The following is a 25,727-nucleotide window of genomic DNA, read 5'->3' as shown; positions in this document are numbered from 1 at the left end:
GCATATCATGGCCCCCTCCGGGTTGCGAGCCACAGAGCCGCGATGTGGCCGCGCGTTGCCCGTGGGCCGCCAGCAAGGGCCGCATTCCCGCGCAATGCATCCGCCCCGGCTGCCGGAAACATGCCTCCCTTGGGGAGTGTCGAGGGCGGGTGAAAGAGCGCCTCAAGCGCCTGTGAAGTGCTGGGCATCTCCCCGCCGCCCGGGTTGCCGAAAGACGGCAAGTCCTTGCCGGAGCTTGGCGTTTTCGTGTTGCGGCCTTTGAACCGGGCGGCCTTCGCACCTAGCTCAGGCTCAACGCCGCGGGATGCTCCCGCGTCGACAGGAAAACGGAAGGAGACTTCTATGAAACTCAAGTCGACCCTGCTCAAGTCCACCGTCATCGCAGCGCTGGTCGCAGCCCCCGTGGCCCCGGTGATGGCGCAGACCGCTACACCCGAAGCCCCGGCAGAAGCCCCGGCGCAGAGCCAGGCTCCGGTCGAGGCACCGACCCCGGCAGCTGACTTCAGCGATGACCAGCTGACCGCCTTCGTCGATGCCGCGACGCAGGTGCAAGCGGTGCAACAGGACTACATGACGCAGATCAATGCCGTGGAAGAGCCCGAGGGCAAGCAGCAGCTTGTCGAAGAGGCGCAGGCCGAGATGGCCGACGCGGTGAACGACACTGATGGCATGGACGTCAACACCTACAACCAGATCGGTCAGGCGGCGCAGGCCGACCCCGAGCTCAACGAGCGCATCATGGCGATGCTGCAAGAGCGCACGCCCGCCAGCCCCGAGACGATGACCGAGTAACCCCCCTTAGAGCCCGGTCATTGCGGAGCCGTCCCCTCGGGGGCGGCTCTTTTCGTGCAGCCTCCGCGTCGGAGCCCGGTCTGGTCTGGCTTGGTCAAGGCAATCCCATGTCCTCATGTAGCCGAGCGACGCACGCGCGGCGCTTTCCTATGCGGCGGTGGCGGTCAAAGCGGGTGCCGCGCGGGACCGACGCGCCGGGCACCTTTCGCAATGAGACAGAAACGAGAAAGGCCGGGGCGTTTGCGCCCCGGCCTTTTTGTTCGCGTCCATGCGGACGTAGCCCGGATCAGCTGTCCATCTTGAGTGCGGAGATAAAGGCCTCCTGCGGGATCTCGACCTTGCCGAACTGCCGCATCTTCTTCTTACCGGCCTTCTGCTTCTCCAGCAGCTTCTTCTTCCGGCTGGCGTCACCGCCGTAACACTTGGCGGTCACGTCCTTGCGCATCGCCGACAGGGTCTCACGCGCGATCACCTTGCCGCCGATCGCCGCCTGGATCGGGATCTTGAACATATGGCGCGGGATCAGCTCTTTGAGCTTCTCGCACATGGCCCGGCCGCGCATCTCGGCGCGGTCGCGGTGCACCATCATCGCCAGCGCGTCGACCGGCTCGTCGTTCACCAGGATCGACATCTTCACGAGGTTGTCTTCGCGGTAGCCGATCATCTCGTAGTCGAACGACGCGTAGCCCTTGGTCACCGATTTCAGCCGGTCGTAGAAGTCGAACACCACCTCGTTGAGCGGCAGGTCATAGACCGTCATCGCGCGCCCACCGACGTAGGTCAGATCCATCTGGATGCCGCGGCGCTCCTGACACAGCTTCAGCACGTCGCCGAGGTACTCGTCGGGCACCATGATGGTGGCCTTGATGCGCGGTTCCTGAATGTGGTCCACGGTCGACATGTCGGGCATGTCGGCGGGGTTGTGCAGGTCGCGGCGCTCGCCGTCCTTGGTATAGAGGTGATAGATCACCGAGGGCGCGGTGGTGATCAGCTCGATGCCATACTCGCGCTCGAGCCGGTCGCGGATCACCTCAAGGTGCAGCAGGCCAAGGAAGCCGCAGCGGAAGCCAAAGCCAAGCGCCGCCGAGGTCTCCATCTCGAAGGTGAAAGAGGCGTCGTTCAGAGCCAGCTTCTCGATGGCGTCGCGCATGTCCTCGAAATCGTTGGCATCCACCGGGAACAGCCCGCAGAACACCACCGGCACCGAGGGCTTGAAGCCCGGCAGCGGCTCGGCGCATTGCTTCTTCTCATGGGTGATCGTGTCGCCGACGCGGGTGTCGCGGACCTGCTTGATCGAGGCGTTGAGATAGCCGATCTCGCCCGGGCCCAGCTCTTTCACATGGGTCATGGCGGGGCGATAGACTCCCACATCGTCCACATCGTAGGTGCCGCCGGTTTTCATCATGCGGATGCGGTCGCCCTTTTTCAGGGTGCCGTCGATGATCCGCACGATACAGATCACGCCGAGGTACTGGTCGTATTTCGAATCCACCAGCATCGCCTTCAGCGGCTTGTCGCGGTCACCCTCGGTGGGGGCGGGCAGGCGCTGCACGATGGCTTCCAGCACGTCGGGGATGCCGATGCCGGTCTTCGCTGAGATCAGGCAGGCGTCCTGGCTGTCGATGCCGATGACGTCCTCGATCTGCTCCTTGACGCGCTCGGGTTCCGCGGCGGGCAGGTCGACCTTGTTGAGCACCGGCACGATCTCGTGGTCGGCGTCGATCGCGGTGTAGACGTTGGCCAGCGTCTGCGCCTCGACGCCCTGCGTGGCGTCGACCACCAGCAGCGAGCCTTCGACCGCCTGCATCGAGCGCGCGACCTCATAGGCGAAGTCGACGTGGCCGGGCGTGTCGATCAGGTTCAGCACATAGGTCTGACCGTCCTGCGCCGGATATTCGATGCGGACGGTGTTGGCCTTGATGGTGATGCCCCGCTCGCGCTCGATATCCATCGAGTCGAGCAGTTGCTCCTGCATGTCGCGTTCGGCGACGGTGCCGGTGAGCTGAATCAGCCGGTCGGCCAGGGTGGATTTCCCGTGGTCGATGTGGGCAACGATGGAGAAGTTACGGATATGCGCGAGATCGGTCATGATTGGGTCGATATGTAAGGGTTTTGGCCCCCGGTCAAGCCCGCGCGCGCTGGCCTGCGCGGCGTCATGAGCGATGCGGTGCCGCCCTGCGGCGCTCTGCGCGCGCCGCGCCGCCTTACCACCGCCGGTTCTGCACGCCCCGCCCGCGCCCGAAGGCCTGCCCAGAGCGGCGCCAGAGCCCTGCCGCCTATCTCTAGTCTCTTCTTCTCTTTGAAAAATACGCCGGGGGTGAATTGGCCGCAGGCCAAGAGGGGGCAGCGCCCCCATTGCGCCCTCGCAAGCCGCGCTTAGGGCAAGGGATCGTCGCGTCCAGCAACGAATCGGTGAATTGAAAATCCCGCGCGTATGGGGCATCCTGATGCAAAGCCTCATCGACGAGGGCGCAAAGCCCCGGAGGCATAGGCAAGGGCAGCGAATGGGCAGGCGGATGAAGCCAATTTATCTGGTGACGATTCTCGCGCTCGCGGCGGGCTGTGGCGGCGGCTCTCGCGACTACGATGTGACGCGCTTTGCGACCGGTCCGGTCAGCAAGGCGTGCATGAACTCGGATCGCAAGGCGCGCAGCCGCGCGCTCTGCGGCTGCGTTCAGGCCGCCGCAGACACCGAGCTGAGCTATGGCGATCAGCGCAAGGCGGTTGGGTTCTACCGCGATCCGCACCGCGCGCAGGAAGTGCGCCAGTCGGACCGCAACTCGGACAGGGAATTCTGGCGGCGCTATTCGGCCTTCGTGAATCGCGCCGAGAGCCTCTGCCGCGGGATCTGATACATCGAATCTGAGGCGCTGCGGCAAAGGTGTGCGGCCTGGGCTCGACGCAGGTGCCGTCGCCGAAGACTGCCGGGGCGCCTTGCTGGCGGCGCGGGGTGTTTGGTGGGGTGAAACCTGCATCTGCGGCCCGCCATTTGCGACAACACGCCGCTGCGCGCCTCTGTCCTCTTTAAACGCGCCGCGTCCTGCGCCACCTTTGGGTCATGCGAACCGAGGTGCCCCTTATGCCCCAGATGACGCCGGAGACCGGCACGCCGGACAAAGCCGCCGGCTCCGCCCCCGAGAGCGCCGAGCGCGACACGTGGCCTGCCGTCTGGCGCGGCTTCCGTCGACGCTGTCCGAACTGCGGCAACGGGCCGATCCTGCGGTCCTATCTCAAGGTGCGCGATCATTGCCCGGTGTGCCGCGAAGACCTGCACCATCACCGCGCCGACGATGGGCCGGCCTATCTGACGATCCTGATCGTCGGCCACATCATGGCGCCGGCACTGCTCTGGGTCTTCACCACGTGGCGGCCCGAGCCGCTGATCCTGATCACGATCTTCCTTATTGGCTGCATCGGGCTTTCCCTCTACCTTCTGCCGCGACTGAAGGGGGCGATCGTGGGCTTCCAATGGGCGCGCGAGATGCATGGTTTCACGCGCGAGCCCTGATCCCGCGCAACGATGCCCCGCCGCGAAGACCAAACAGGGCAGGGCAGAGGCATGAGCAGCGACAAGACAGCAATCCGCGACGCGGCGACGGTGATAGTGCTGCGCGACCGTGAGGACCGCCCCAGCATTCTGATGGGTCAGCGCGGCGCCGCGGCGGTCTTTATGCCCAATAAGTTCGTCTTCCCCGGCGGTGCGGTCGATGACAGCGACGCCGAGGTGAAGCTGGCCGGCCCGCTGTCTGCGCTGTGTGCCGCGCGTCTGGCCGAGGACGCGCCTGCGGGCCGGGCCAGCGCGCTGGCGGCGGCGGCGATCCGCGAGCTTTGGGAGGAAACCGGTCAGATTTTGGGCTGGCCGGGGAAATGGCCGAGCGCGCCTGAGGGCTGGGAAGACTTTGCCGAGACCGGCCACCGCCCCGATGCCTCGGCGCTGCAGTTCGTGTTCCGTGCGATCACCCCGCCGGGCCGTCCGCGCCGCTTTGATGCGCGCTTCTTCCTCGTCGATGCCGAGGCGCTGCGCAGCGATCCGGATGATTTTTCCGCCGCGTCCGACGAGCTGTCGCATCTGCAATGGGTGCCGCTGGACGAGGTGCGGCGCTTCGATCTGCCGTTCATCACCGAAGTGGTGCTGGCAGAGGTTGCCGCGCGGGCCGAGGATCGCACGCCGCCGCGCTCGGTGCCGTTCTTCCGCAATGACGACGAAGAGAGCCTCTTTTTGCGCCTGCGCGGCCGTGCCCCGGACCAGCCCGAAAGCGACCGACCGCGGCGTCAGTTGCGCATCAGAAGGTAATATCCGGCAAACAGCAGCGCCGCGAGCAGCGCAAGGTTGAACATCAGCCCGCCCAGAACGCCAAGCTGCCAGTAGCGGCGGCGGGCCTTGGCGTCGATCCCTTCCAGATGGCCCGCGACGCGGGTTTCGGCCCGTCGCAGCGCGGCTAGGTCGAGTTGCTTGGCAAGCTTTGGGTGCCCCACCATGCCATGTGCGGCACGCAGTTGCGCCAGATCGCGTCGCGCCCAACGCGGCAGCCGGTGCGCGGCGCGTTTCGCCCGCGCCTCGAAGCCGCCCTTGGCAAGGCCGAGACGGCTTTCAAAAAGCGGCATCAGCTTTGCGCCGATTTGGGGGTCCTGATCCATGCCGGGACAGTCGGCGATTTGCGCGGGCGGCGCAACGTCCTTCGGTGCGTTTTGCTTGCGCCGGCCCCGCGCTTTTGGCCTTTTCCCACCTGCGCCCGCGGCTTAGACAGGGGGCATGCTGAACATGATCCGCCACGGCTCCGCCACCGACCTTCCGCCGCTCGTCATCGTCCACGGGCTTTTTGGCTCCGCCCGGAACTGGGGGCTGATCGCCAAGCGGCTGTCGGATCGGCGCGAGGTGATCGCGGTCGACCAGCGCAACCACGGCGACAGCCTGCGGAGCGAGAGCCACGGCTATCCCGACATGGCCGGCGACATCGCCGAGGTGATCGAAAGCCTTGGCGGAAACGCCGACGTGCTGGGGCACTCCATGGGCGGCAAGGCAGTGATGATGCTGGCGCTGACCCGGCCCGAACTGGTGAACCGGGCGATCCTCGCCGATATCGCGCCGGTGACCTACACCCACAGCCAGATGGACAACATCGAGGCGATGCGCGCGGTCGATCTTTCCCGTATCGAGAAGCGCTCGGACGCCAACGAACAACTGGCGGCGCATATCTCCGATCCGACCCTGCGCAGCTTTTTTACCCAGTCGCTGGACCTGCAGAACAAAAGTTGGAAGCTGAACCTAGACGTGCTGGCTGCCGAGATGCCCAAGATCATCGGCTTTCCAGAGGTCGAGGCGCAGTTCGATGGGCCGGCGCTGTTCCTGTCGGGGGGCAATTCGGACTACGTGCAGGCCGAATACCGGCCCCGTATCAAGGAGCTTTTCCCGAACGCGAAATTCGCCAAGTTGCCGGGCTGCGGCCACTGGCTGCACGCCGAAAAGCCGCGCGAGTTCGAAGCGGCGGTGCGCGCCTTTCTCGACCTGACCGCCTGAGTCTGACCGCCTGAGTTTGACGGCCTGAGTTTGACCGCCCGATCTAAGTCGCCGGGCTGCTCATTTCACGGGCAACGACGGCCCCAAATTCAGGTTTCCCAAATCGGGGCATCCCTGTTCCGAAAAACTTCCGTCTTTGCCTTGCCCTAAAGGGGCGCGGGCGGCTTGTACTTTCCGAAAGTCTTATGACACGGAAAGGACCCGCCGCATGCGTCTGCGCCCGTCATTCGCCTTCGAGCAGGTGCAGCTTGCCGTCGAGCCAGGGCAGTTGGCGCAGCGCCGGGCTGATCACCAGATCGCTGACGAGCTGGCGCATGGTGCGCGCCACGTCGCGCGGCACCCGGTCGGCCCAATCGGCGGCGGCGAACAGCGAGATGGTACGGGTGAAGGGCTTGATCGGCAGCGGGTGCGCCTCGATCCGGTCGTGGACGCGCGCCGCGCGCATGTAGCCCAGCGGCGTGGTGATGCCCCAGCCGACGCCGCGCGCCACCAGAGTCATCAGCGACAGATGCGCGCCGATCTCGAACCGCTCGGGGAAGTCGAGCTTGAGCCGCGACAGATGCGTCTCGATCTGGCGTCCGATCAACTGGTCGCGGTCGTAGCGCAGCATCGGCAGCGCCGACATCAGCGCCTCGGTGCCGCCGGCCTCGCGCGCCTTGCCGCGCGGCGCGACCAGAATGAACGGATCGCGCACCAACGGATATTCGATCACGCCGGGCGTGACGGTGCCGGGACTCGCGGCGATGGCAATATGCAAATGGCGGTCGGTCATCGAGCGCATGATCTCATGACTCGGGGCGGTGACCAGCTTGAAGCGGCAGCGGGTCATGTTCTCTGCAAGGATCGTCACCAGCTGCGGCGTCAGGTCGTTATCGAAGTCGTCGATCACCCCGAGATTGAGCTGCGACAGATGCGTCAGATCCATCACCGTCAGCTCGTTCTGTGCCAGCCGCAGCTGCCCGAGAACAGCCTGCGTGCGCATCAGGAAGGATCGCCCGGCCGGGGTCAGTTGCATCGGCCTGCGTCCGTGGTCGACAAGATCGGACCCCAACGCGGTTTCGAGGTTGCGCAGCTGCTGGCTCACCGCCGGTTGGCTCAGCCCGGTCCGCTCTGCTGCCTGCGCCACCGAGCCGCTGGCCGCCAGCGCCTCGAACACCTCCAGCCCGCGCAGGGTGATCCCCTTCATCAGCATCGCGCAATCCTTCTTTCGCTGCCGGGCCGGCGCACCGGTGTCCGCCGCCTCCTTCGGTCGCTCCGGGCGCGTCCCGGTTCCGCTGCGACCCTTGCACAGATTCACCAAACCCGAAACTCCCAAGCAACAGGCCAGCGTTTTCCCTCATGTCCGTAACCTATCTCAAATCCGCCCCCGGCCTGCCGCCGCGCTCTGTCGCCGATACCGCAGACATCGTTCAGATCATGCTCGCCCGACTGCGCAGCGAGGGGGCCGCCGCCGCGCGCGACTATGCCGCGCGGCTTGACGGCTGGGAGGGCGAGATCGCCGTGCCCACCGCACGGCTGGCGGAGGCGCAGCGCGCGCTGCCGGTGTCGCTGCGCGAGGATATCGCCTATGCGCATGCCAATATCCGCGCTTTTGCCGAAGCGCAGCGCGCCTCGGTGCAGGAGTTCGAGGTTGAACTGCGCCCCGGTCTGCGTGCCGGGCAGCGGCTGATCCCCGTCGATTGCGCGGGCTGCTACGTGCCCGGCGGGCGCTATGCTCACATCGCCTCGGCGCTGATGACGGTGACCACGGCGCGCGCGGCTGGCGTTGAGACGGTCATCGCCTGTTCGCCGCCTGGCCCCGACGGCATCCATCCGGCGATCCTGCACGCGCTGCATGTGGCTGGGGTGGACGAGGTGCTGACGCTTGGCGGTGTGCAGGGGATTGCGGCCATGGCCTTTGGCCTATTCGGCCAGCCGGAGGCTGACATCCTTGCAGGGCCGGGCAATCAGTTCGTCGCCGAGGCGAAGCGGCAGCTTTTTGGCCCGGTGGGCATCGACATGGTGGCCGGGCCGACCGACGTGATGATCCTCGCCGATGCCACTGCCGATCCACATCTCGTGGCGCTCGATCTGCTGGGGCAGGCCGAGCATGGCGGCAACTCGCCGGTCTGGCTGGCCACCGATCACCGCCCGCTGGCCGAGGCGGTGATCGCCCGGCTGCCACGGCTGATCGAAACGCTGCCCGAGCCCAATCGCAGCGCCGCCCGAGAGGCTTGGGCGCAATTGGGCGAGGTGATGCTGGTGCCGGGCCGCGAGGAGTTGGCCGCGCTGGCCGACCGCTACGCGCCCGAGCATCTGCACGTGCAGGCGCGCGATCTGCCGTGGTGGCGGGCGCGGCTGCGCGCCTATGGTTCGTTGTTTCTGGGGGCGCAGACCACGGTGGCCTTTGGCGACAAGGCAGCGGGCCCCAACCACGTGCTGCCCACCGGGCGCGCCGCGCGCCACACCGGCGGGCTGTCGGTGCACAAGTTCCTCAAATGCGTGACATGGCAGGAGGCCGATCCCGAGGCGCTGCCGGATCTGGCCCGCGCCAGCGCCGGGATTTCGCGCGCCGAGGGCATGGAAGGCCACGCGCGCAGCGCCGAGGCTCGGCTGAGCCCGGCGCCGCTACGCGCTGTGGGGTAGGGCGATCCAGCGGTTATCACGCGTCTGTGATGCTTGCTATGCGGTTGACTTGAATAGATATCTCGCTCTCTGGACCGGCGACGAGCACGGCAACTCGGAAAAAACTTCTCTGGTCGCGACGGGAACTCTGCGGCCCTGCGTGAAAGCAAGTGATCGGCAGGCAACGAGGCCTCCGGCGCAAATAGCGATGAATGAGGAGATCGCAGCGATGACACGCATGAACAAACTGATGACCGGCGCCGCCCTTGTGGTTCTGGGCACGGCGAGCCTTGCCTTTGCTGCAACCGACGCCAAGCCGATGGGCCCGCGGGCCAATGGTTCGGCGCCCATGACGCAGATGTTCGAGAGTTTCGACACCGATGGCGACGGCAGCATCAGCCGCGAAGAGTTTCAGGCCAACGGCCCTGCGGCGGGCTTTGCCGAGGCCTACGCTGTGGCCGACGCCGATGGCAACGGTGCGTTGGAAGGCGACGAGTTGATCGCCTTCGCCGACGCCCGCAAGGCGGCGCGCGCCGCGCAGCAAATGGAGATGCGCAAAACCCGGATGGAGCAGCGCATGCTTCGGCGGTTCGACGCCAATGACGATGGCAAGCTGACCCTCGAAGAGATGCAGGCGCAGGGTCCTATGGGCTTTTTCGACCGCTTCGACGCGGATGAGGACGGCGCGGTGAGCCAGGACGAGCTGGCGCAGGCCGGTCCGATGCGTCGGGGGGCGCACGGCGGCGAAGATCGCATGATGCGCCGCGATGGGGCGCATGCCCACGATGGTGCGCGTGGCCATGGCGGCCATGACGGCCAGTACGGAATGGGCTTCAAACGCGGCCCGCGTGATGGCAGCGGCCCGCGGGGCGAAGGTTCGCGCGGCGGCATGCAGGATTTCTGGCAGTACTGAACGGATCCGGGTGGGCCGCCCCTGCGGCCCCCCGGCCATTGCGCGGCCCGGTGCTTCGGGCTAGCGCAGGGGAATGGACCGGATGCCCTATGATGCCATGAGCGAAGTGAGCGACGAGGCGTTGCTGGCGGCCTATGCCGCCGGTGAGCAGGCCGCGGCACGGGCGCTGGTTCAGCGCCTTGCGCCGCGCGCCTTCGGCCATGCCGTCCGGATGCTCGGCGACCGGGCCGAGGCGGAAGACGTGGCGCAGGAAGCGTTGCTGCGCCTGTGGCGCGCGGCGCCCGGCTGGCGCGAGGGTGAGGCGAAGGTCTCGACATGGCTCTACAAGGTCGTGTCCAATCTTTGCATCGACCGGATTCGCCGCCGTCGTGGTGGCACGGTGGACCTTGGCGAGATCGCCGAGCCCGCCGATCCGGCACCCGGGGCCGAGGCCGACCTGCAGGGCCGTGCCCGGGCGGGGGCGCTGCAGGAAGCGCTGGAGACGCTGCCCGCGCGGCAGCGGCAGGCGGTGGTCCTGCGGCATCTCGAGGGGCTGTCGAACCCCGAGATCGCCGGGATCATGGAGATCGGCGTGCGCGCGGTGGAAAGCCTGACCGCGCGCGGTCGTAAGGCGCTCGAGGGGCTGCTGGCCGGAAAGCGCGCAGAGCTGGGGTACGACGATGACTGACGAGCGCAGGATTGAAGAAGCGGACCTTGGTCCCCTGTTCGAAGCGGAACGGCGCGATGCCGCGCTGCCCGCAGGCGATTGGATGGCTCGGATGGAGTCGCTGGCGCTCGACGAACAACCGGCGCCGCGCGCGGCAGAAGCCCCGGCGGCAGCGCCCCCGCCGCGCGCCGGATGGCGTGCCGCGCTGCGCGCCTTTGGCGGCTGGCCAGCGATGGCCGGCCTCGCCGCGGCCTGCGCGGCAGGGGTCTGGATCGGCGTCGCCTCGCCGGATGCGATGACCACGCTGATCTCGGGCGACAGCAGCGACCTGCTGTCGGCGATGGAGCCGGCAAGCGGCTTTGACTATGCGATGTTGGGACTTTGACGATGGCACCTGAGACACCAAAACAGCCGGCTTCGCAAAGCGGCGGGTCGGGCGGGCGATCGCCGCGCTGGATGCGCTGGCTGTTGCTGGGCTCGCTGGCGCTGAACCTTGCCGTTCTCGGCGTTGTCGCCGGCGGTGCGCTGCGCCACGGTCGGCCTGAGCATGGCGGACCGCCGCGTGGCCGCGATTTCATTGCGCCCTACGCCTCGGCGTTTTCGGAAGATCAGCGTCGCGCTCTGGGGCGCAGGCTCTATGCGTCCTTCGAGCAGATCCGCGGCGATGCTCCGCGCCCCAGCCCGTTCCGGGCGTATCGCGAGACATTGGACCTGCTGCGCGCCGAGCCGTTCGACCGGGCGGCGTTCGAACAGGTGCTCACGGCGCAGGATATGCGTGCCGCCGAGCGGCAGAAGATGGGCCAGCAGGTGCTGGTCGACTACGTCTCGGAGCTTTCGCCGGACGAGCGCGCCGCCTATGCGAACCGCCTCGAAGTGAAGCTGGACGCGCTGGCCGAGCGAATGCCGCGAAAAAAGCGCGACTGACCACCGCGCGCCGCGGTCTTAGCGCAGAAGCGCCGGCGCGCTGCCAAGCGCGCGCGTCTGCGGTATGCGCTCGCCAGCCAGATGCACGCGGTTGCGCCCGGCGCGTTTGGCTGCATAGAGCGCCTCGTCGGCGCGATGCAGCACCGCCTCGGCTGTGTCCTCGCCAGCGCTTTGGGCAAGTCCGATGCTGACCGTGACGGGCGGTGGGCCACCCGCCACATGCGGCACCGCCAGAGGCTGCGCGGCGACGCGGGTGCACAGCTGTTCGGCCGTGCTGCGCGCTTCGCTCGCGTCGAGGCCGGGCAGGGCGAGCAGAAATTCGTCGCCCCCAAGGCGCGCGACGAGACCCGCGCCGCACCGATCTTGGCCAAGGGTGTCGGCGGTGGCGCAAAGCACCCGGTCCCCCGCCGTATGGCCCCAACGATCATTGACAGCCTTGAACTGATCAAGGTCGGCCAGAAGCACGGCCAGCGGCTGCGCGTGCTCGCGCGCGTGCTGCAGCATCCGTTCAAGATGCGGCAAGGCATAGCGGCGGTTGTAAAGCCCGGTGAGCGGGTCGGTGATCGCAGCGCGCAGCCCGTGGCGCAGCGCATTGCGATGGCGGTCGGCTTGCCGCGCGCGCCGGATCAGCCGCGGCAGGCGCAGCACCAGTTCCAACGGATCTAGCCCCCCGGCCAGCACGTCATCGGCCCCCAGATCCAGCGCTTTGACCGCGATCTCCGGGTGGTTTGGGCCGGTCACGTAGACAAGTGCTGTACGGCGTTTCCGGCGCGCCATGCGCAGCTGTGAAAGCAGCGCGATGCCAGCCCCCGCACCAGGGCCGGTGTCGATCAGCACGATGACCTCGGCCGCCGGGCCACGTGCGGCAAGCAGCTGCGCGGGCTCGGCCGAACGCAGATCTGCATCCAGCCCGATGCGCAGCTGCGCGGCGGCGGCGTCCTGTGCCGGATCGGATGTCAGCGGCAGCAGGATGATCCGCGGCGGCCTTTCGAACCCGCCACAAGGCTCCGACAGGCCAAGCGCGCGCTGCGTGTCGTCGCGCATCCGCATGTCTTCGCGGGCGCGGATCTGTCCCATCAGGTTGCGCAGCCGCGCCAGCAGGGCCTCGCAGTCGCTGCGGGCGATCACATCATCCGCACCGACCGCCAGCAAGGCGAGCCGCTCTTCGGGATGATCCGCTTCGCTGCGCAGCACCAGCGGCGTGTCGCGGTGGCCGGTAAGCGCGCGGAGCCCGGTGCAGAAGGCCGTGCCGCACATGTCGGGCAGGGTGGTGCCGGCGATCACCAGATCGGGGCGTGTTTGTTGCGCGATGCGCAGCGCCTCGGCGCCGGTTTCGGCGGTCGTGACGGTGTAGAATGCCGAAGCCAATTTGGCCCGCAACAAGATGCGTTGCTCTGCGGTGGCTTCGGCGATGAGAATTCGTCCTGTCATGGTCTTAAATGGGTCTCCCGCCGTCGCTGAGCCGTGACGGCCTTTGATGTGCCTGTCGGGTCTTCTGGTCTCGATCTGTCGTGCCCTCATGTCGCCGCGCTTTGCCGCGGTCTGCCCTCGATGACCTCCGGCGTCCAAATCCCCTTGCCCGGCGCGCGCCCGGTGCCCTTGAACGCGGTTGCGACCGTGGCCAAAGTTGCTCCCTCCGCCGGGGCTTGCATCCCCATGCGGGCTCAGTCTTTATGAAAACTGGTTAAGAAAGCCTTTCGAGTACTAGGAGAGGAACGCAGATGCTGGGCCGCGACGAGGCAGAACTGATCGGGTTGCAGGCGGCGGCATGGCTGGCCGCCAATGACGAGCTTCTGCCGGTCTTTCTCGGGGCCAGCGGTGCCTCGATTGACGACTTCCGCAGCGGTCTGTCGGACCCGGCGTTTCAGGGAGCCGTTCTTGATTTCCTGCTGATGGACGACGCTTGGATCCGTGCGTTTTGCGACGAAACCGGGAGGGCCTACGACGCCCCATTTCAGGCACGTCAGCATATGCCCGGCGGCGGTGAGGTTCACTGGACATGAACGCGGGCGGGCGGCGCGCCGATGGCGTGCTCTTCGACAAGGACGGCACGCTGTTCGATTTCGCCCGCACGTGGAATGCTTGGGCTCTTTCGGTGATGCATCACCTCGCCGGGGGCGCGCCCGAGCGTGTGTCTGCCATGGCGCACGAACTGCGTTTTGATCTGACCGCCGGGCGTTTCTGCAAGGACAGTACGGTGATCGCCGGGACCAACCGCGAGGCGGCAGAATGTCTGGCGCGGGGTCTCGGGCGACAGGATGTCACTGAACTCGAGGCGTTTCTGGCTGCCGAATCTGCCCGCGCGCCTTTGGCAGAGGCGGTGCCGCTGGCGCCATTTCTGGCGGGGCTGGCGCGCGACGGGCTGCGGCTGGGGGTTATGACCAACGACAGCGAAAGCGCGGCGCTGGCGCAGTTGGCGCAGGTTGGCGTGGCCGAGAGCTTCGATTTCATCGCAGGCTTCGACAGCGGCCACGGTGCAAAACCCTCGCCCGCGCCGCTGCTGGCCTTCGCCCGGGCGGTGGGCTTGGACCCGGCGCGCGTCGTCATGGTGGGCGACAGCACGCATGATCTGGAAGCCGGCCGCGCCGCAGGCATGATGACCGTTGCGGTGCTCACCGGCCCTGCAGAGGCCCCGGACCTGACGCCGCATGCCGACGCCGTGCTGCCCGATATCGGCCACCTGCCGAAGTGGCTGGCAGCCCAAGCCTGAACGGCGCGAGAGCGTCGGCCGAGAGATACCGAAAATTGGACCCTTTGCGGCTTTGTTAAGCCCTGCGCGCTAGAGTTTCGACGTCCGGCGCCGTGCCGCCGGAAGAGTCGAAGCCCCCCAGCGCATCTCTGCGGCGAGGGGGCGCTCTCGCCGAGGCGGCAGGGCAGGGCTGACCCGGAAGACATGCCCTTGGCCACTCGTCATGACGGGCGTGGGGCTGTAGATGTTGGGGCTGAAACCGCGGTCGCGGCAACGGTGGATACAGGCGTAAGGATATATCGGACATAGAGACATACAGGCACCCACACAGCCGACGACATGGGGAGGCAGACAGGCACGCCGATTGGCGCATACACGGGCTGATCGCGCGCACCCTCCAATGCTTCTTGCAGGACACTTATGGCGCCGAGGTCTGGCAGGCGATTGCCGCGCACGCACGGCTCGACTTCCCAGACTTCGAAGCGATGCTTGACTACGAGGCGCAGATTGTCGCCCGCGTCCTGCGGGCCGCGGAGCGTGACCTGAAAAAGCCTCGGGACGTCATGCTGGAGGACATTGGCACCTATCTGATCAGCCATCCCAGCAATGAGGGGCTGCGCCGCCTGATGCGCTACGGCGGAGAGGATTTCGTGGATTTCCTGCATTCCCTGGAAGAACTGCCCGGCCGAGCGCGGCTCGCGGTGCCGGACCTTGAACTTCCTGTGCTCGAACTGCGGGATGTCGCGTCACGCCAGTTCACGCTTGTCTGCCACTGCCAGCCACCGGCGAGCGTGGGCTTTTCCCATATCATGGCCGGTGTACTTCGGGCGATGGCGGATGACTATGGCACGCTGGCCCTGCTGGACCTGCGGGACGGCGCTGGCACCTGTGAGTTGATCGATATCACGGTGATCGAGACCGCCTTTGCCAAGGGGCGCAGGTTCGAACTGGGCGCCCATGGGGCCGGGCGCGCACGATGACCGATACGGCGCTGCCACAGGCCGCGCTCGACGCGCTGTGCCCGATGCATCTGCGCCTCGATGCCGAAGGGCGGATCACCGCGCTTGGTCCGACGCTGCGCCGTGTGCTTTGCCAAGGGGCGCGCCCAAGCTTGCCGGAAGCCGACTTTCGCGGGCGCCCGTTCACGCATCTCTTCGAGATTTACCGGCCGCGCCAGGTGAACGACATAGTCCAACTGCACGCCGTGGCCGGGCGCAAGCTGCACCTGCGCCGCGCCGGGTGCGCGGAAGAGCGCCGCGGCGCGCTGCGCGGTCTCGCGGTTGCTGATGCCGAGGGTGGCGCGATCATCAACCTGTCGTTCGGGTTGGGGGTCGTCGAGGCGGTGCGCGACTACAGGCTGACCAGCACCGACTTTGCGGCCACCGACCATGCCATCGATATGCTGTATCTGGTGGAGGCGAAATCCGCCGCGATGGAGGCCTCGCGAACGTTGAATCGCAGGTTGCAGGGAGCGATGCTGGCGGCCGAGCAGCGGGCCTATACCGACCCTCTCACCGGGCTGCGCAATCGCCGCGCGGTATCGCATGCTTTGGCGGATCTGCTGCGTCGCGATGTGGGTTTTGCGCTGATGCATGTGGACCTCGATTTCTTCAAACGCGTGAACGACTCGCTTGGCCATGGCGCCGGGGATCGTGTGTTGCAGCAGGTTGCGCACACCATGCTTGAACTGACGCGCCGTGACGACACAGTGGCGCGGGTCGGCGGCGATGAGTTCGTCATAATTCTCGTCGGGCTGACCGACGCTGCACGCCTTTCCGAACTTGCCGCGCGGATGATCCGGCGGCTTGAGGCGCCCGTGCCTCTGGGCCCGGACGTCGCGCATATTTCAGCAAGCATCGGAATCGCGATCAGCGGAACAACAGACGGGCGACACCGCAGCGCGAGCGATCTGCTCGAAGAATCCGATGTCGCGCTCTACGCGGCCAAGCGTGCGGGGCGCGGTCGCCATGCGTTCTTTCGCCCGATATCGAAAGGCGAGGCAGGGCGCGGCCGCGATGATGCGGAAGACAAAAGCGCTCCCGCAGGAGGTCATGACGAGGCTTCCGCAAGGTGAAGAAAAAAAGACCAAGAAATTTTCGGAAGGGGGGTTGCGCCCTCCCGGCACCTGGCGTAAATCCCGCGCCACGGTTGGGGCGTAGCCAAGTGGTAAGGCACCGGTTTTTGGTACCGCGCACCGTAGGTTCGAATCCTACCGCCCCAGCCAATATCTCCTAACATACCGAAGTTACGTGAGAATTGGCGCCGGGCGACGGATCGTTCGTGGCGTCTTTCTTCGCGTCTTCAGTCGCCTCAACACCACCGTGTCCCTGCAGATCGCTGGCACCGGCTGCCGTTGGGCGGGCGTGCTACAGGCCGCGATAAATCCATCTCCAGCCTTGGAAATTGGCGGCAGGTGCCGCGGCGTCCGTGATAGGTCTGTGCTTCGGAGCCCATATGGGACGATTTTCCGCAAGATCAGGCCAGTGACGGAGCAAGCTATGGACCCCCGCAAACTCGAGATGACCGTGTTGATGACCCCCGACATGGCGAACTTCAGCGGCAAAGTGCACGGCGGGGCCTTGCTCAACCTGCTCGACCGCGTCGCCTTTTCCTGCGCGTCGCGCTTTTCGGGGCGCTACGCCGTGACGCTCTCGGTCGATCAGGTGACCTTCAAGCAGCCGATCAATGTGGGCGAACTGGTGACCTTCCGCGCGAGCGTGAATCACGCCGGGCGCACCTCGATGGAGATCGGCATCCGGGTCGAGGCTGAAGACATCCGCAAGGGCAGCCGCAGGCATACCAACTCGTGCTATTTCACCATGGTCGCTGTGGATGACGACGGCAAACCGGCGGAGGTTCCGGAGTTGTCGATCGACTCCGATCTCGAGAAAAAGCGCCATCATGCTGCAGGTATGCGCAAGAAACTGCGCCGGCAGTTCGAAGAGGAAATGCGCAAGGCCGCCGACGGCGAGATCTGAGCCAACCTGTCCCCGCGGGGACGCCGCAGCACACCTAGAAGCAAGACGCCCCGCTTATGGTGGGGCGTTCTTCTTTGCCATCTTGCTGGCGCAAGCAGGGGAGAGCCCTGCCATGCGCTGCCGCTAGGTAAGATCACAGTTGACGACGGTTTGGTATACCATATACCGTTTCGTCAAGTGGAGGAGACTTAGCCGTGGATGCAACCGTTCAGCGCGACCCTGCGCAGAAGCTGTCCGACCGTGCCCGCGACGCGATTCGTGATCAGATCATCGCCGGTGACCTGCCGATGGGGGCGGTGCTGCGCGAATCCGAATTGGCGACGACGCTGGGCATGTCGAAAATTCCGGTGCGCGAAGCGCTGGTGCAGCTTGAATGCGAAGGAATGATCACCCTCAGCCCGAACCGCAGCCCGCGGGTCTTTGAGATGTCGCAGGACGACATCCGCAGCCTTGGGGAACTGCGCGAGATGCTGGAGCTGGAGGCGCTGCGGCTGGCGCTTGCGCGCCGCGCGCTGCCGCTTTCGGCGCGGCTGCGCGAGATTGCCGGGCAGATGCGCGCGGCGCTCACGGCGCAGGACGTGCGCAGCTACAAGGCGCTCGACAATGCGTTTCACCACGCGATCTTTGCCGAATGCGGCAACGTCTATCTGGAAAAGACGCACCACATGCTGTCGTTCCGCATTCAGGCACTGCGCAACAAGCTGAGCCGCGAGCCGCAGCTTAACGAGCGCTCCTTTGCGGAGCACGAGCAACTGATCGACCGGATTGCCGCCGGGCAGGTGGCCGAGGCCGAGGCGCTGTTGCGCAGCCACATTCGCGACACCACGCAGAACTATCTCGCGCAGGACGGCGCCGCGGCGGCACCACGCCCACCGGCACGGGTGATGCAGGCGCAGATGGAGCGCTTTTCCGAGGCCGCCATGGCGGCAGCGGGCTGTGATCCCGACACCCGGGCGGCGGTGATCCGCGCGCTGAGCCATGCCTCGGCACTGGGGGTCGACACCCACGGCTACCGGCTGTTGCCGCATTACTTGGAAGGATTCAGCAAGGGGCGCCTGAACCCGGCACCGACGCTGCGCTTTGTCAGCGAAAGCGCTGGCGCGGCGGTGCTCGATGGCGATGACGCGCATGGCGCGCGGGCGACTTTCGCCGCGGTCGATAAGGCTGTCGCGCTGGCGCGCGCCTCGGGGTCGGGCGCTGTGGCGATCCGCGCCAGCTCGCATTTCGGGGCGGCGGGCGCCTATGCCAAGGCGATCGCCGACGCTGGCCTGTTGGGCTTTTGCTTCTGCAATTCGGACAGCTTCGTGCGGCTGCATGGCGGCGCCGAGACGTTCCACGGCACCAACCCGATTTCCATGGCCGGTCCGGTGGGCGAGGGGGAGGACCCCTGGCTGTTTGACATGGCGACCAGCGCCATCCCGTTCAACAAGGTGCAACTGAGCCGTGCGCTGGGGATCGACCTGCCCGCCGACACGGCCTCGAACGAACGGGGCGAGAATGTCACCGATCCCGAACAGGCGGCCATGCTGGCGCCGCTCGGCGGCGAGTTCGGCTATAAGGGCGCAGGGCTGGCAGGGATCTCCGAGATCCTCAGCACCGCGCTTTCGGGCGCACCGCTCAGCTTTGAGCTGCCCGGCATGATTTCTGACGACATGGCCACGCCGCGGGGGCTGGGCGCCTTTGTCATGGCCTTCGATCCTGCGGCGTTTGCCGGGCTCGACATCTTCACCGGCACGTTGCGCCGTTACCGCGATGCGATCCGCAACTCGAGCGCCGCGCAGGGGGCCGAGGTCATGGCGGCGGGGGACCGCGAGTGGGCGGAGGCCGCGCGGCGCAAACTTCATGGCATGACCCTCGATCAGACCGCGGTGGAGGCGCTGGCGCGCTTCGCCGACGAGAAAGGCATCCCGCCATTGGAGGTGGTGGGGGGCTGAACCGGCCTGTTTCGTAAAACAGGCCAACATAGTGGGACTTTAGGGAGGAGAACCAAATGACCCGTATCACCAAGACGGTGGCACTACTGACGACGGCAGCGGCGGCGCTGACCGCGGCGCTGCCCGCCAGCGCGCAACAGGCCGAGCGTGTGCTCAAGTTTGCGCATGTCTATGAATCGTCCGAGCCGTATCACACCTGCGCGGTGGCGGCGAATGACGCGCTGATGGAAGCCACCGACAACCGTCTGGGCATCGAGGTCTTTCCGGCCTCCACGCTGGGCAAGGAGTCGGACATCAACGAGGGGCTCAGCCTCGGCACGGTCGACATCATCTATACCGGCCAGCTGTTCGCCGGGCGCTATTATGGCCCGCTGGCGATCGGCGGCGCGCCCTTCATGTTCCGCGACTATGAGCACTGGGACGCCTTCCGCAATTCGGATCTCTTCTCGGAACTTACGCAGGGCTACACTGACGCCACCGGCAACCATGTGACCTCGCTCACCTATTACGGGCTGCGTCATGTCACCTCGAACACACCGATCACTGCGCCCGAGGACATGGAAGGGCTGAAGATCCGCGTGCCCAATGCGCCGCTCTACATGATGTTCCCGAGGGCCACTGGCGGCAACCCGACGCCCATCGCCTTTGCCGAGGTCTATCTGGCGCTGCAGCAGGGCACGGTGGACGCGCAGGAGAACCCGCTGCCGACCATTCAGGCCAAGAAATTCTATGAGGTGCAGTCCAACATCAACCTCACCGGCCACATCACCGATGCGCTGCTGACCATCGTCGGCGGGCCGACGTGGAACAGCATCTCGGAAGAGGATCAGGGCGCGCTGGAAACGGTGCTCGACGAGGCGGCAGATTGCGCCACCGAGCAGGTGATCGACGCAGAGAACAGCCTGCAGGACTGGTTCACCGAGCAGGGCGTGACCGTCAACGACGTGGATCGCGGCCCGTTCATTGAAGCGGTCAAGGAGATGCACAACGGCGACATGGCGACCTGGGATCAGGAAACCTACGACCGCCTGCAGGCCATTGGCGGCTAAGCCGAGCAAACGCAGTCGCCCGGCCGGCACCAGCCGGTCGGGCGCCCCTCATATTTCGAGGCGCATTTGATGTATGACGACACAAAGCCGGCAGAGTCCGGCCCCGAGGATCACAGTCTCCATCTGGCAGAGGACGACGCGGCAGATATCGACCTGTCGGACATCCGCTGGCAGGACGCGCTGGTGCTGGGCCTGTTCTGGGTGCTGGCGCTGGTGGTCTTTCTGCAGTTCTTCACCCGCTACGTGCTCAACGACTCGCTGGGCTGGACCGAGGAGATCGCCCGCTACCTGCTGATCGGCGTGACCTTCGCCGGATCGGTGATGGCGGCGCGCAAGAACAGCCACATCGCGGTGGAATTTCTCTATCGCTGGGTGCCGCGCCCGCTGCGGCGCGTGATGCAAAGCGTGATTGATCTGGTAACCACCGGGTTCTTCGCGACGCTCGCCTATCTGTCGGGCCAGCTCGCCACCCGCACCGGCGGCATGATGGTCTCGATCGATCTGCCCAAAGCCTATGTCTACTGGTTCGTCGCCGCCTGTTTTGTCGGAATGGCGATCTATTCCGCGATCAACGGCCTGCGCCACCTGTCGAGCGGCACCAGCCGGCTCATCGACCCCGAAGCCCACGCGGGTGACGCCCGCGCCATCGACTAGGATCCGGCCATGACCATCACACTTCTTTTCGTGCTGCTGTTTGTGCTCATCCTGCTGGGTGTGCCGGTGGCCATCGCACTGGCGGGCGCGTCGCTCGCCTTCATCCTGTCGGGCACCGTGCCGCCCATGGTGGTGGCGCACCGCATGGTGAACGGCGTCGACAGCTTTCCGCTGCTCGCCGTGCCGTTCTTCATTCTCGCGGGCAACCTGATGAACACCGCCGGCATCACCGAGCGGATTTTCAATTTCGCGCTGTCCTTGGTGGGCTGGATGCGCGGTGGTCTGGGCCATGTGAACGTCGGCGCCTCGGTGATCTTCGCCGGGATGTCGGGTGCGGCCGTGGCGGATGCCGGCGGGCTTGGCGCCATCGAGATCAAGGCGATGCGCGATGCCGGCTACAAAACCGATTTCGCGGTCGGCATCACCGCAGCCTCCTCGACCATCGGGCCGATCATCCCGCCGTCGCTGCCGATGGTGATCTACGGCGTGGTCGCCGGGGCGTCGATTGGTCAGCTTTTCGCCGCTGGATTCATTCCTGGCATCGTCATGGCGGTGGCGCTGATGCTGATGGTGGCCTTCTTCGCGCGCCGCCGCGGCTTTCCGCGCGATCAGCCTTTCGCGATGAAAATTCTCGGCCACAGTTTCCGCCGCGCCTTCCTGTCGCTGATGACCCCGGTGATCATCGTCGGCGGCATCCTCACCGGGGCTTTCACCCCGACCGAGGCCGCCGTGGCCGCCTGCGCCTACGCCATGTTCCTTGGCGCGGTGGTCTATCGCACGCTCACCCTGCGCCGTTTGATCCGTGTCAGCTACGACACGATCGAGACCACCTCCGTGGTGCTGCTGGTGGTGGGCGCGGCGTCGATCTTTGCGTGGATCCTGACCTCGAACCGGGTGCCCGAGATGGCGGCCGACCTGCTGCTCGGCGCGTCCGACAACCCGTGGGTCATCCTGCTGCTGATCAATCTGGTGCTGCTGATTGTCGGTTGCTTCATGGAAACGGTGGCGGCGATCACAATCCTCGTGCCGGTGCTCTTGCCGGTGGCGGTGCAACTGGGCGTCGATCCGGTGCACTTCGGCGTGGTCATGGTGCTCAACCTGATGCTTGGCCTGCTGACCCCGCCGGTGGGTATGGTGCTCTATGTGCTGAGCCGCGTTGCCAATATCCCGTTCGAGCGGGCGCTGTCGGGCACCGCGCCGTTCTTGGTGCCGCTGGTGATCGTGCTGCTGCTGGTCACCTTCGTGCCCGGCATCACCATGTGGCTGCCGACGCTGATCTATCGCTGACACCGCTGCGCGCCGCCGTCATTGGCGGCGCGCGGTTCCTGCCGTCCCCTTGGCAAACCCATCCGCGCCGGAGCCAAATCCCATCCAGCGCGAAGCGACGGACCGAAGGGGCAGGGGCTCCGCTCCGACCCGCCGCGTTGACAGGCTGATTGGCTGAAGTTTAGATATGAAGAGAAGCTCCGGATATGAATATACCTGACAATCAGAACCGGACTTCCCGTCAGCCCCAGTCGCCGAGGACCCAGATGAGCGCCCAACGTCACGGCCAGATCATTGCCGTCGATCCTGCGGGGATCGACGAATACAAACGCCTGCACGCCGCTGCATGGCCGCAGGTTCTGGAGATGATCTCCGCCTGCAATATCCGCAATTACTCGATCTTCCTGAAAGAGCCCGAGAACCTGCTCTTCGCCTATTTCGAATACGTCGGAGACGACTTCGACGCGGATATGGCGAAGATGGCCGCCGACCCGGTCACGCAGGACTGGTGGTCGCGCTGCATGCCGCTGCAAAAGCCGCTGGACACCCGCGCCGAGGGCGAATGGTGGGCCGAGGCCGAGGAAGTCTTTCACCATGACTGAGGGTGCGATGATCAAGCCCGGCAGTTCCATGTTCGGCCACTTCCTTCTGCTCAACCCGGAGGACAACGTACTGGTCGCGCGGGCCACGGTGGCACAAGGCACCGCCGTTCCGCTGGAAAGCGGCGAGGCGCGGCTCGCGCAGGTCATCCCGCTGGCGCATAAGATCGCCCGCCACGACATTGCCGCGGGCGACCGCATCCTGAAATACGGCATGCCCATCGGCATCGCGACACAGGCCATCGCGGCAGGCACGCATGTACATGTGCACAACATCCGCTCGGCCTACACGCCCACCCATGCTTTGCAGGACGTTGATGGAGTCTCGGCGGGGGTGGCGCAATGAACGGCTGGCTCAGACAGGACGGGCGCAAGGGCATCCGCAATACGGTGATCGTCGCCTATCTGGTGGAATGCGCGCATTTCGTCGCCTCCAAGATCGTTGCGGGCTTCCCCGACGACGACGTGCAGCTGATCGGCTTTCCCGGCTGCTTCCCCAATGAGTACGCCGCCACGATGATGGAGCGGCTGTGCACGCACCCCAACGTTGGTGCGGTGCTGTTCGTAAGCCTTGGCTGCGAGAGCTTTGACAAGGTTCGCGCCTCGCAGGCAGTGGCCGCGTCGGGCCGCCCGGTGAAAACGCTGGTGATCCAGAAGGCGGGCGGCACCGCATCCACCGTCGAGATGGGCCGCGACTGGGTGCGCGGCGCGCTGGGGCAGGTCGCCGAGGTGCCGCGCGCGTCGATGGGGCTGGACGAGTTGGTCATCGGTACCGTCTGCGGTGGCTCCGATGGCACCTCGGGCATTTCTGGCAACCCGGCGGCGGGCAAGGCCTTTGATCTGCTGGTCGCGGCGGGCGCCGCCTGCATTTTCGAGGAGACGGGAGAGCTTATCGGCTGCGAAGAGATCATGGCCGAGCGTGCTGCCACGCCGGAACTGGGCCAGTTGCTGCGCGAAAGTGTGCAGAAGGCCGAGCGCTATTATGCCACGCTGGGCTATGGCAGCTTTGCCGCGGGCAATGCGGCGGGCGGGCTGTCGACCATCGAGGAAAAGAGCCTTGGCGCCTACGTCAAATCCGGTGACAGCGCGATTGCCGGCCTGATCAAACCCGGCGACGTGCCGCCGCGCGGCGGGCTTTACCTGATGGATGTGGTGCCCGACGGCGAGGTGCGGTTCGGCTTCCCGAACATTTCGGACAATGCCGAGATCGTCGAGATGATCGCCAGCGGCGCGCATCTGTCGCTGTTCGTCACCGGGCGCGGCTCGGTGGTCGGCTCCGCCATCTCTCCGGTCATCAAGATCTGCGCCAATCCCGACACCTACAGAAACTTGTCTGATGACATGGACGTAAATGCCGGAGACATCATAGAAGGGACGCGCAGCATCGAGCAGGTGGGGCGCGAGATCTTCGAGCTTGTGGGCCGCGTGGCAGGCGGCGCGCAGACAAAATCCGAGGCGCTGGGGCACCGGGAGTTCATCCTGACCTACAAGAGCTTCGAACCCATCGGTCCGGCCTGTCTGCCGGCCGCATGACGCAAAAGGAGGAGTCATGAATCTGCAGCAAAGACTGGCCGGGAAACGTGCGGTGATCACCGCCGCCGGTCAGGGCATCGGCCGCGCGACGGCCGAGCGTTTCGCCGCCGAAGGCGCCGAGGTGATCGCCACCGACATCAACGATGCGGCGCTCGAAGAGCTTGGCCAGATCGACGGCATCACCGCCAAGAAGCTGAACGTGCTCGATGGCGAGGCGATCAAGGCGTTCGCCGCCGAGACCGGCACCGTCGACGTGCTGTTCAACTGCGCCGGCGTGGTGCACGCGGGCACCTTGCTTGAAGCGTCCGAGGACGAGTGGGATTTTGCCTTCGACCTCAACGCAAAGGCGCAGTTCCGCATGCTCCGCGCCTTTCTGCCGGGGATGCTGGAAAACGGCGGCGGCTCGATCATCAACATGTCGTCCGTGGCAGGGCCGATCACCGGGCCGGTCAACCGTCTGGTCTATTCGGCCTCCAAGGCCGCCGTCGTCGGTCTGACCAAAGGCGTTGCCGCCGACTATGTGACCAAGGGCATCCGCTGCAACGCGATCTGCCCGGGCACCGTCGACAGCCCTTCGCTGCACCAGCGCCTGCGCGACACCGGCGATTACGAAAGCGCGCTTGAGGCGTTCATCGCGCGACAGCCGATGGGCCGTGTCGGCGACCCCAACGAGGTGGCCGCTCTGGTCGCCTATCTCGCCTCCGACGAATCCGGTTTCACCACCGGTCAGGCGCACGTCATCGACGGCGGCTGGACCACCTAAGACTTAAGAAGGACCTCCTCATGAAATTCGCACGTTACGGCGCCCGCGGCGCCGAAAAACCCGCCCTGATCGACGCCGACGGCAACCTGCGTGACCTTTCGGCGCACGTCACCGACCTCGCTGGCGATGTGCTGACCGATCTTGATAAGCTGAAATCCATCGAGCCGGCCTCGCTGCCGCTGGTCGAGGGCGAGCAGCGCTATGGCGCCTGCGTCGGCGGTACCCGCAAGTTCATCTGCATCGGTCTCAACTACGCCGACCACGCCGCCGAAAGCGGCATGGACGTGCCGCCCGAGCCGGTGATCTTCGCCAAGTTCACTTCGGCGATCTGCGGCCCGAACGACCCGATCATCATCCCGCGCAATTCGGTCAAGACCGACTGGGAGGTCGAACTGGGCTTCGTCATCGGCAAGACCGCCAAATACGTCAAGGAAGAGGACGCGATGGATCACGTCGCGGGCTTTTGCCTGATCAACGACGTGTCCGAGCGCGAGTTTCAGGCCGAGCGCGCCGGCCAGTGGGTGAAGGGCAAGTCGTCCGACAACTTCGGTCCGACCGGCCCGTGGCTGGTGACCCCCGACGAAGTGGGCGATTTCGACAATCTCGGCATGTGGCTCGAGGTGAACGGCGAGCGCGTGCAGGACGGGTCGACCGCGACGATGGTCTACCGCGTGCCCTTCCTCGTGTCCTACCTGTCGCAGTTCTTCACGCTCGAGCCGGGCGACATCATCTCGACCGGCACGCCTCCGGGCGTCGGTCTTGGCTTCAAGCCGCCGCGCTATCTGAAGGCTGGCGACACCGTGGAACTGGGCATCGAAAAGCTCGGCACCCAAAAGCAGCTCTGCGTCGCCGACGACTGAGGGTG

The 25,727-nt window shown here is 66.1% G+C and carries 28 protein-coding genes and 1 tRNA gene; 25 read left to right on the top strand and 4 right to left on the bottom strand.

Annotated elements, in window-relative coordinates:
• The first annotated feature begins 342 nt into the window (after window positions 1-342).
• Window positions 343-792 carry a DUF4168 domain-containing protein gene (locus ACXAJT_RS03475; protein WP_475233081.1) on the top strand — a complete coding sequence of 150 codons (450 nt, stop codon included), beginning with the start codon at window positions 343-345 and terminating at the stop codon, window positions 790-792.
• A gap of 286 nt (window positions 793-1,078) precedes the next feature.
• Here the strand turns inward: ACXAJT_RS03475 and lepA are convergent, their stop codons facing one another.
• Window positions 1,079-2,881 (bottom strand): translation elongation factor 4, encoded by a 1,803-nt coding sequence (lepA, locus tag ACXAJT_RS03470; protein ID WP_475233079.1) that lies wholly within the window; start codon window positions 2,879-2,881, stop codon window positions 1,079-1,081.
• A 427-nt stretch (window positions 2,882-3,308) separates the two neighbouring features.
• Between lepA and ACXAJT_RS03465 the strand changes: the two genes are divergently transcribed.
• The 3 genes from ACXAJT_RS03465 to ACXAJT_RS03455 all read left to right on the top strand — a co-directional run bounded on the left by ACXAJT_RS03465 (window position 3,309) and on the right by ACXAJT_RS03455 (window position 5,086).
• Window positions 3,309-3,644 (top strand): hypothetical protein, encoded by a 336-nt coding sequence (locus ACXAJT_RS03465; protein ID WP_475233077.1) that lies wholly within the window; start codon window positions 3,309-3,311, stop codon window positions 3,642-3,644.
• A 236-nt stretch (window positions 3,645-3,880) separates the two neighbouring features.
• Window positions 3,881-4,300: a DUF983 domain-containing protein gene (locus tag ACXAJT_RS03460; RefSeq protein ID WP_475233570.1), complete on the top strand. Its 420-nt coding sequence runs from the start codon at window positions 3,881-3,883 to the stop codon at window positions 4,298-4,300.
• A 51-nt stretch (window positions 4,301-4,351) separates the two neighbouring features.
• Window positions 4,352-5,086, top strand: a complete 735-nt coding sequence (locus ACXAJT_RS03455; RefSeq protein ID WP_475233075.1) for an NUDIX hydrolase — start codon at window positions 4,352-4,354, stop codon at window positions 5,084-5,086.
• On the opposite strand, the gene ACXAJT_RS03450 is transcribed toward ACXAJT_RS03455, so the two are convergent.
• Window positions 5,065-5,430 carry a hypothetical protein gene (locus ACXAJT_RS03450; protein ID WP_475233073.1) on the bottom strand — a complete coding sequence of 122 codons (366 nt, stop codon included), beginning with the start codon at window positions 5,428-5,430 and terminating at the stop codon, window positions 5,065-5,067. The two genes, ACXAJT_RS03455 and ACXAJT_RS03450, sit on opposite strands and share 22 nt — an antisense overlap.
• Window positions 5,431-5,545: 115 nt before the next feature.
• On the opposite strand from ACXAJT_RS03450, the gene ACXAJT_RS03445 reads away from it, so the two are divergent.
• Window positions 5,546-6,310, top strand: coding sequence for an alpha/beta fold hydrolase (locus tag ACXAJT_RS03445; RefSeq protein ID WP_475233071.1), 765 nt, complete (start codon window positions 5,546-5,548; stop codon window positions 6,308-6,310).
• A gap of 223 nt (window positions 6,311-6,533) precedes the next feature.
• Here ACXAJT_RS03445 and ACXAJT_RS03440 read toward each other — a convergent pair whose 3' ends face one another.
• Entirely contained in the window at window positions 6,534-7,502 is a 969-nt protein-coding gene (locus ACXAJT_RS03440) for a LysR family transcriptional regulator (protein ID WP_475233069.1), read from the bottom strand.
• Window positions 7,503-7,648: 146 nt separating this feature from the next.
• Between ACXAJT_RS03440 and hisD the strand changes: the two genes are divergently transcribed.
• From hisD to ACXAJT_RS03415, 5 genes are all read left to right on the top strand, one after another.
• Window positions 7,649-8,935, top strand: a complete 1,287-nt coding sequence (gene hisD, locus ACXAJT_RS03435; protein WP_475233067.1) for a histidinol dehydrogenase — start codon at window positions 7,649-7,651, stop codon at window positions 8,933-8,935.
• A gap of 208 nt (window positions 8,936-9,143) precedes the next feature.
• Window positions 9,144-9,827, top strand: a complete 684-nt coding sequence (locus ACXAJT_RS03430) for an EF-hand domain-containing protein (RefSeq protein ID WP_475233065.1) — start codon at window positions 9,144-9,146, stop codon at window positions 9,825-9,827.
• 82 nt (window positions 9,828-9,909) lie between these two features.
• Window positions 9,910-10,494 (top strand): RNA polymerase sigma factor, encoded by a 585-nt coding sequence (locus tag ACXAJT_RS03425; RefSeq protein ID WP_475233063.1) that lies wholly within the window; start codon window positions 9,910-9,912, stop codon window positions 10,492-10,494.
• Window positions 10,487-10,858, top strand: coding sequence for a hypothetical protein (locus tag ACXAJT_RS03420; protein ID WP_475233061.1), 372 nt, complete (start codon window positions 10,487-10,489; stop codon window positions 10,856-10,858). The genes ACXAJT_RS03425 and ACXAJT_RS03420 overlap by 8 nt, the downstream gene beginning before the upstream one ends.
• Window positions 10,859-10,860: 2 nt before the next feature.
• Window positions 10,861-11,397 (top strand): periplasmic heavy metal sensor, encoded by a 537-nt coding sequence (locus tag ACXAJT_RS03415; protein ID WP_475233059.1) that lies wholly within the window; start codon window positions 10,861-10,863, stop codon window positions 11,395-11,397.
• 18 nt (window positions 11,398-11,415) lie between these two features.
• Here the strand turns inward: ACXAJT_RS03415 and ACXAJT_RS03410 are convergent, their stop codons facing one another.
• Window positions 11,416-12,828, bottom strand: a complete 1,413-nt coding sequence (locus tag ACXAJT_RS03410; RefSeq protein WP_475233057.1) for a diguanylate cyclase domain-containing protein — start codon at window positions 12,826-12,828, stop codon at window positions 11,416-11,418.
• 290 nt (window positions 12,829-13,118) lie between these two features.
• Here ACXAJT_RS03410 and ACXAJT_RS03405 point away from each other — a divergent pair, with 290 nt between their 5' ends.
• The 15 genes from ACXAJT_RS03405 to ACXAJT_RS03335 all read left to right on the top strand — a co-directional run bounded on the left by ACXAJT_RS03405 (window position 13,119) and on the right by ACXAJT_RS03335 (window position 25,722).
• Window positions 13,119-13,400, top strand: coding sequence for a DUF3572 domain-containing protein (locus ACXAJT_RS03405; protein ID WP_475233055.1), 282 nt, complete (start codon window positions 13,119-13,121; stop codon window positions 13,398-13,400).
• Window positions 13,397-14,107, top strand: coding sequence for an HAD family hydrolase (locus ACXAJT_RS03400; protein ID WP_475233053.1), 711 nt, complete (start codon window positions 13,397-13,399; stop codon window positions 14,105-14,107). The genes ACXAJT_RS03405 and ACXAJT_RS03400 overlap by 4 nt, the downstream gene beginning before the upstream one ends.
• Window positions 14,108-14,457: 350 nt before the next feature.
• Window positions 14,458-15,066, top strand: a complete 609-nt coding sequence (locus tag ACXAJT_RS03395) for a heme NO-binding domain-containing protein (RefSeq protein WP_475233569.1) — start codon at window positions 14,458-14,460, stop codon at window positions 15,064-15,066.
• A gap of 44 nt (window positions 15,067-15,110) precedes the next feature.
• A complete protein-coding gene (locus tag ACXAJT_RS03390; RefSeq protein WP_475233049.1) occupies window positions 15,111-16,160 on the top strand; it encodes a diguanylate cyclase domain-containing protein in 1,050 nt (349 codons plus the stop codon).
• 75 nt (window positions 16,161-16,235) lie between these two features.
• Window positions 16,236-16,310, top strand: a tRNA-Gln gene (locus ACXAJT_RS03385).
• A 274-nt stretch (window positions 16,311-16,584) separates the two neighbouring features.
• Window positions 16,585-17,064 (top strand): acyl-CoA thioesterase, encoded by a 480-nt coding sequence (locus ACXAJT_RS03380; protein ID WP_475233047.1) that lies wholly within the window; start codon window positions 16,585-16,587, stop codon window positions 17,062-17,064.
• A 194-nt stretch (window positions 17,065-17,258) separates the two neighbouring features.
• Window positions 17,259-18,998: an Ldh family oxidoreductase gene (locus tag ACXAJT_RS03375; protein ID WP_475233045.1), complete on the top strand. Its 1,740-nt coding sequence runs from the start codon at window positions 17,259-17,261 to the stop codon at window positions 18,996-18,998.
• Window positions 18,999-19,054: 56 nt separating this feature from the next.
• On the top strand, window positions 19,055-20,047 hold the full coding sequence (locus ACXAJT_RS03370; protein WP_475233043.1) for a sialic acid TRAP transporter substrate-binding protein SiaP: 993 nt from the start codon (window positions 19,055-19,057) through the stop codon (window positions 20,045-20,047).
• Between the two features lie 69 nt (window positions 20,048-20,116).
• A complete protein-coding gene (locus ACXAJT_RS03365) occupies window positions 20,117-20,701 on the top strand; it encodes a TRAP transporter small permease (protein ID WP_475233040.1) in 585 nt (194 codons plus the stop codon).
• A gap of 9 nt (window positions 20,702-20,710) precedes the next feature.
• Window positions 20,711-21,988, top strand: coding sequence for a TRAP transporter large permease (locus ACXAJT_RS03360; protein ID WP_475233038.1), 1,278 nt, complete (start codon window positions 20,711-20,713; stop codon window positions 21,986-21,988).
• Window positions 21,989-22,233: 245 nt separating this feature from the next.
• Entirely contained in the window at window positions 22,234-22,569 is a 336-nt protein-coding gene (locus tag ACXAJT_RS03355; protein ID WP_475233035.1) for an L-rhamnose mutarotase, read from the top strand.
• Window positions 22,562-22,912, top strand: coding sequence for a UxaA family hydrolase (locus tag ACXAJT_RS03350; RefSeq protein WP_475233033.1), 351 nt, complete (start codon window positions 22,562-22,564; stop codon window positions 22,910-22,912). Before ACXAJT_RS03355 ends, ACXAJT_RS03350 begins: the two co-directional genes overlap by 8 nt.
• The gene (locus tag ACXAJT_RS03345; protein ID WP_475233031.1) at window positions 22,909-24,099 is read left to right on the top strand and encodes a UxaA family hydrolase; all 1,191 of its coding nucleotides are present in this window, start codon (window positions 22,909-22,911) and stop codon (window positions 24,097-24,099) included. Before ACXAJT_RS03350 ends, ACXAJT_RS03345 begins: the two co-directional genes overlap by 4 nt.
• A gap of 16 nt (window positions 24,100-24,115) precedes the next feature.
• Window positions 24,116-24,862, top strand: a complete 747-nt coding sequence (locus ACXAJT_RS03340; protein ID WP_475233028.1) for an SDR family oxidoreductase — start codon at window positions 24,116-24,118, stop codon at window positions 24,860-24,862.
• Between the two features lie 20 nt (window positions 24,863-24,882).
• A complete protein-coding gene (locus tag ACXAJT_RS03335) occupies window positions 24,883-25,722 on the top strand; it encodes a fumarylacetoacetate hydrolase family protein (protein ID WP_475233026.1) in 840 nt (279 codons plus the stop codon).
• The last annotated feature ends 5 nt before the right edge of the window (window positions 25,723-25,727 follow it).

The organism is Salipiger sp. ABF4_146 (assembly GCF_056161345.1).
This window is presented reverse-complemented; position numbering and strand designations above follow the sequence as displayed.

Bases quoted from the DNA above. Each gene is read 5' to 3' on its own strand.
- ACXAJT_RS03475 (WP_475233081.1), top strand. From the start codon at position 343: ATGAAACTCAAGTCGACCCTGCTCAAGTCCACCGTCATCGCAGCGCTG.
- lepA (WP_475233079.1), bottom strand. From the start codon at position 2,881: ATGACCGATCTCGCGCATATCCGTAACTTCTCCATCGTTGCCCACATC.
- ACXAJT_RS03465 (WP_475233077.1), top strand. From the start codon at position 3,309: ATGAAGCCAATTTATCTGGTGACGATTCTCGCGCTCGCGGCGGGCTGT.
- ACXAJT_RS03460 (WP_475233570.1), top strand. From the start codon at position 3,881: ATGACGCCGGAGACCGGCACGCCGGACAAAGCCGCCGGCTCCGCCCCC.
- ACXAJT_RS03455 (WP_475233075.1), top strand. From the start codon at position 4,352: ATGAGCAGCGACAAGACAGCAATCCGCGACGCGGCGACGGTGATAGTG.
- ACXAJT_RS03450 (WP_475233073.1), bottom strand. From the start codon at position 5,430: ATGGATCAGGACCCCCAAATCGGCGCAAAGCTGATGCCGCTTTTTGAA.
- ACXAJT_RS03445 (WP_475233071.1), top strand. From the start codon at position 5,546: ATGCTGAACATGATCCGCCACGGCTCCGCCACCGACCTTCCGCCGCTC.
- ACXAJT_RS03440 (WP_475233069.1), bottom strand. From the start codon at position 7,502: ATGCTGATGAAGGGGATCACCCTGCGCGGGCTGGAGGTGTTCGAGGCG.
- hisD (WP_475233067.1), top strand. From the start codon at position 7,649: ATGTCCGTAACCTATCTCAAATCCGCCCCCGGCCTGCCGCCGCGCTCT.
- ACXAJT_RS03430 (WP_475233065.1), top strand. From the start codon at position 9,144: ATGACACGCATGAACAAACTGATGACCGGCGCCGCCCTTGTGGTTCTG.
- ACXAJT_RS03425 (WP_475233063.1), top strand. From the start codon at position 9,910: ATGCCCTATGATGCCATGAGCGAAGTGAGCGACGAGGCGTTGCTGGCG.
- ACXAJT_RS03420 (WP_475233061.1), top strand. From the start codon at position 10,487: ATGACTGACGAGCGCAGGATTGAAGAAGCGGACCTTGGTCCCCTGTTC.
- ACXAJT_RS03415 (WP_475233059.1), top strand. From the start codon at position 10,861: ATGGCACCTGAGACACCAAAACAGCCGGCTTCGCAAAGCGGCGGGTCG.
- ACXAJT_RS03410 (WP_475233057.1), bottom strand. From the start codon at position 12,828: ATGACAGGACGAATTCTCATCGCCGAAGCCACCGCAGAGCAACGCATC.
- ACXAJT_RS03405 (WP_475233055.1), top strand. From the start codon at position 13,119: ATGCTGGGCCGCGACGAGGCAGAACTGATCGGGTTGCAGGCGGCGGCA.
- ACXAJT_RS03400 (WP_475233053.1), top strand. From the start codon at position 13,397: ATGAACGCGGGCGGGCGGCGCGCCGATGGCGTGCTCTTCGACAAGGAC.
- ACXAJT_RS03390 (WP_475233049.1), top strand. From the start codon at position 15,111: ATGCATCTGCGCCTCGATGCCGAAGGGCGGATCACCGCGCTTGGTCCG.
- ACXAJT_RS03380 (WP_475233047.1), top strand. From the start codon at position 16,585: ATGGACCCCCGCAAACTCGAGATGACCGTGTTGATGACCCCCGACATG.
- ACXAJT_RS03370 (WP_475233043.1), top strand. From the start codon at position 19,055: ATGACCCGTATCACCAAGACGGTGGCACTACTGACGACGGCAGCGGCG.
- ACXAJT_RS03365 (WP_475233040.1), top strand. From the start codon at position 20,117: ATGTATGACGACACAAAGCCGGCAGAGTCCGGCCCCGAGGATCACAGT.
- ACXAJT_RS03360 (WP_475233038.1), top strand. From the start codon at position 20,711: ATGACCATCACACTTCTTTTCGTGCTGCTGTTTGTGCTCATCCTGCTG.
- ACXAJT_RS03355 (WP_475233035.1), top strand. From the start codon at position 22,234: ATGAGCGCCCAACGTCACGGCCAGATCATTGCCGTCGATCCTGCGGGG.
- ACXAJT_RS03350 (WP_475233033.1), top strand. From the start codon at position 22,562: ATGACTGAGGGTGCGATGATCAAGCCCGGCAGTTCCATGTTCGGCCAC.
- ACXAJT_RS03345 (WP_475233031.1), top strand. From the start codon at position 22,909: ATGAACGGCTGGCTCAGACAGGACGGGCGCAAGGGCATCCGCAATACG.
- ACXAJT_RS03340 (WP_475233028.1), top strand. From the start codon at position 24,116: ATGAATCTGCAGCAAAGACTGGCCGGGAAACGTGCGGTGATCACCGCC.
- ACXAJT_RS03335 (WP_475233026.1), top strand. From the start codon at position 24,883: ATGAAATTCGCACGTTACGGCGCCCGCGGCGCCGAAAAACCCGCCCTG.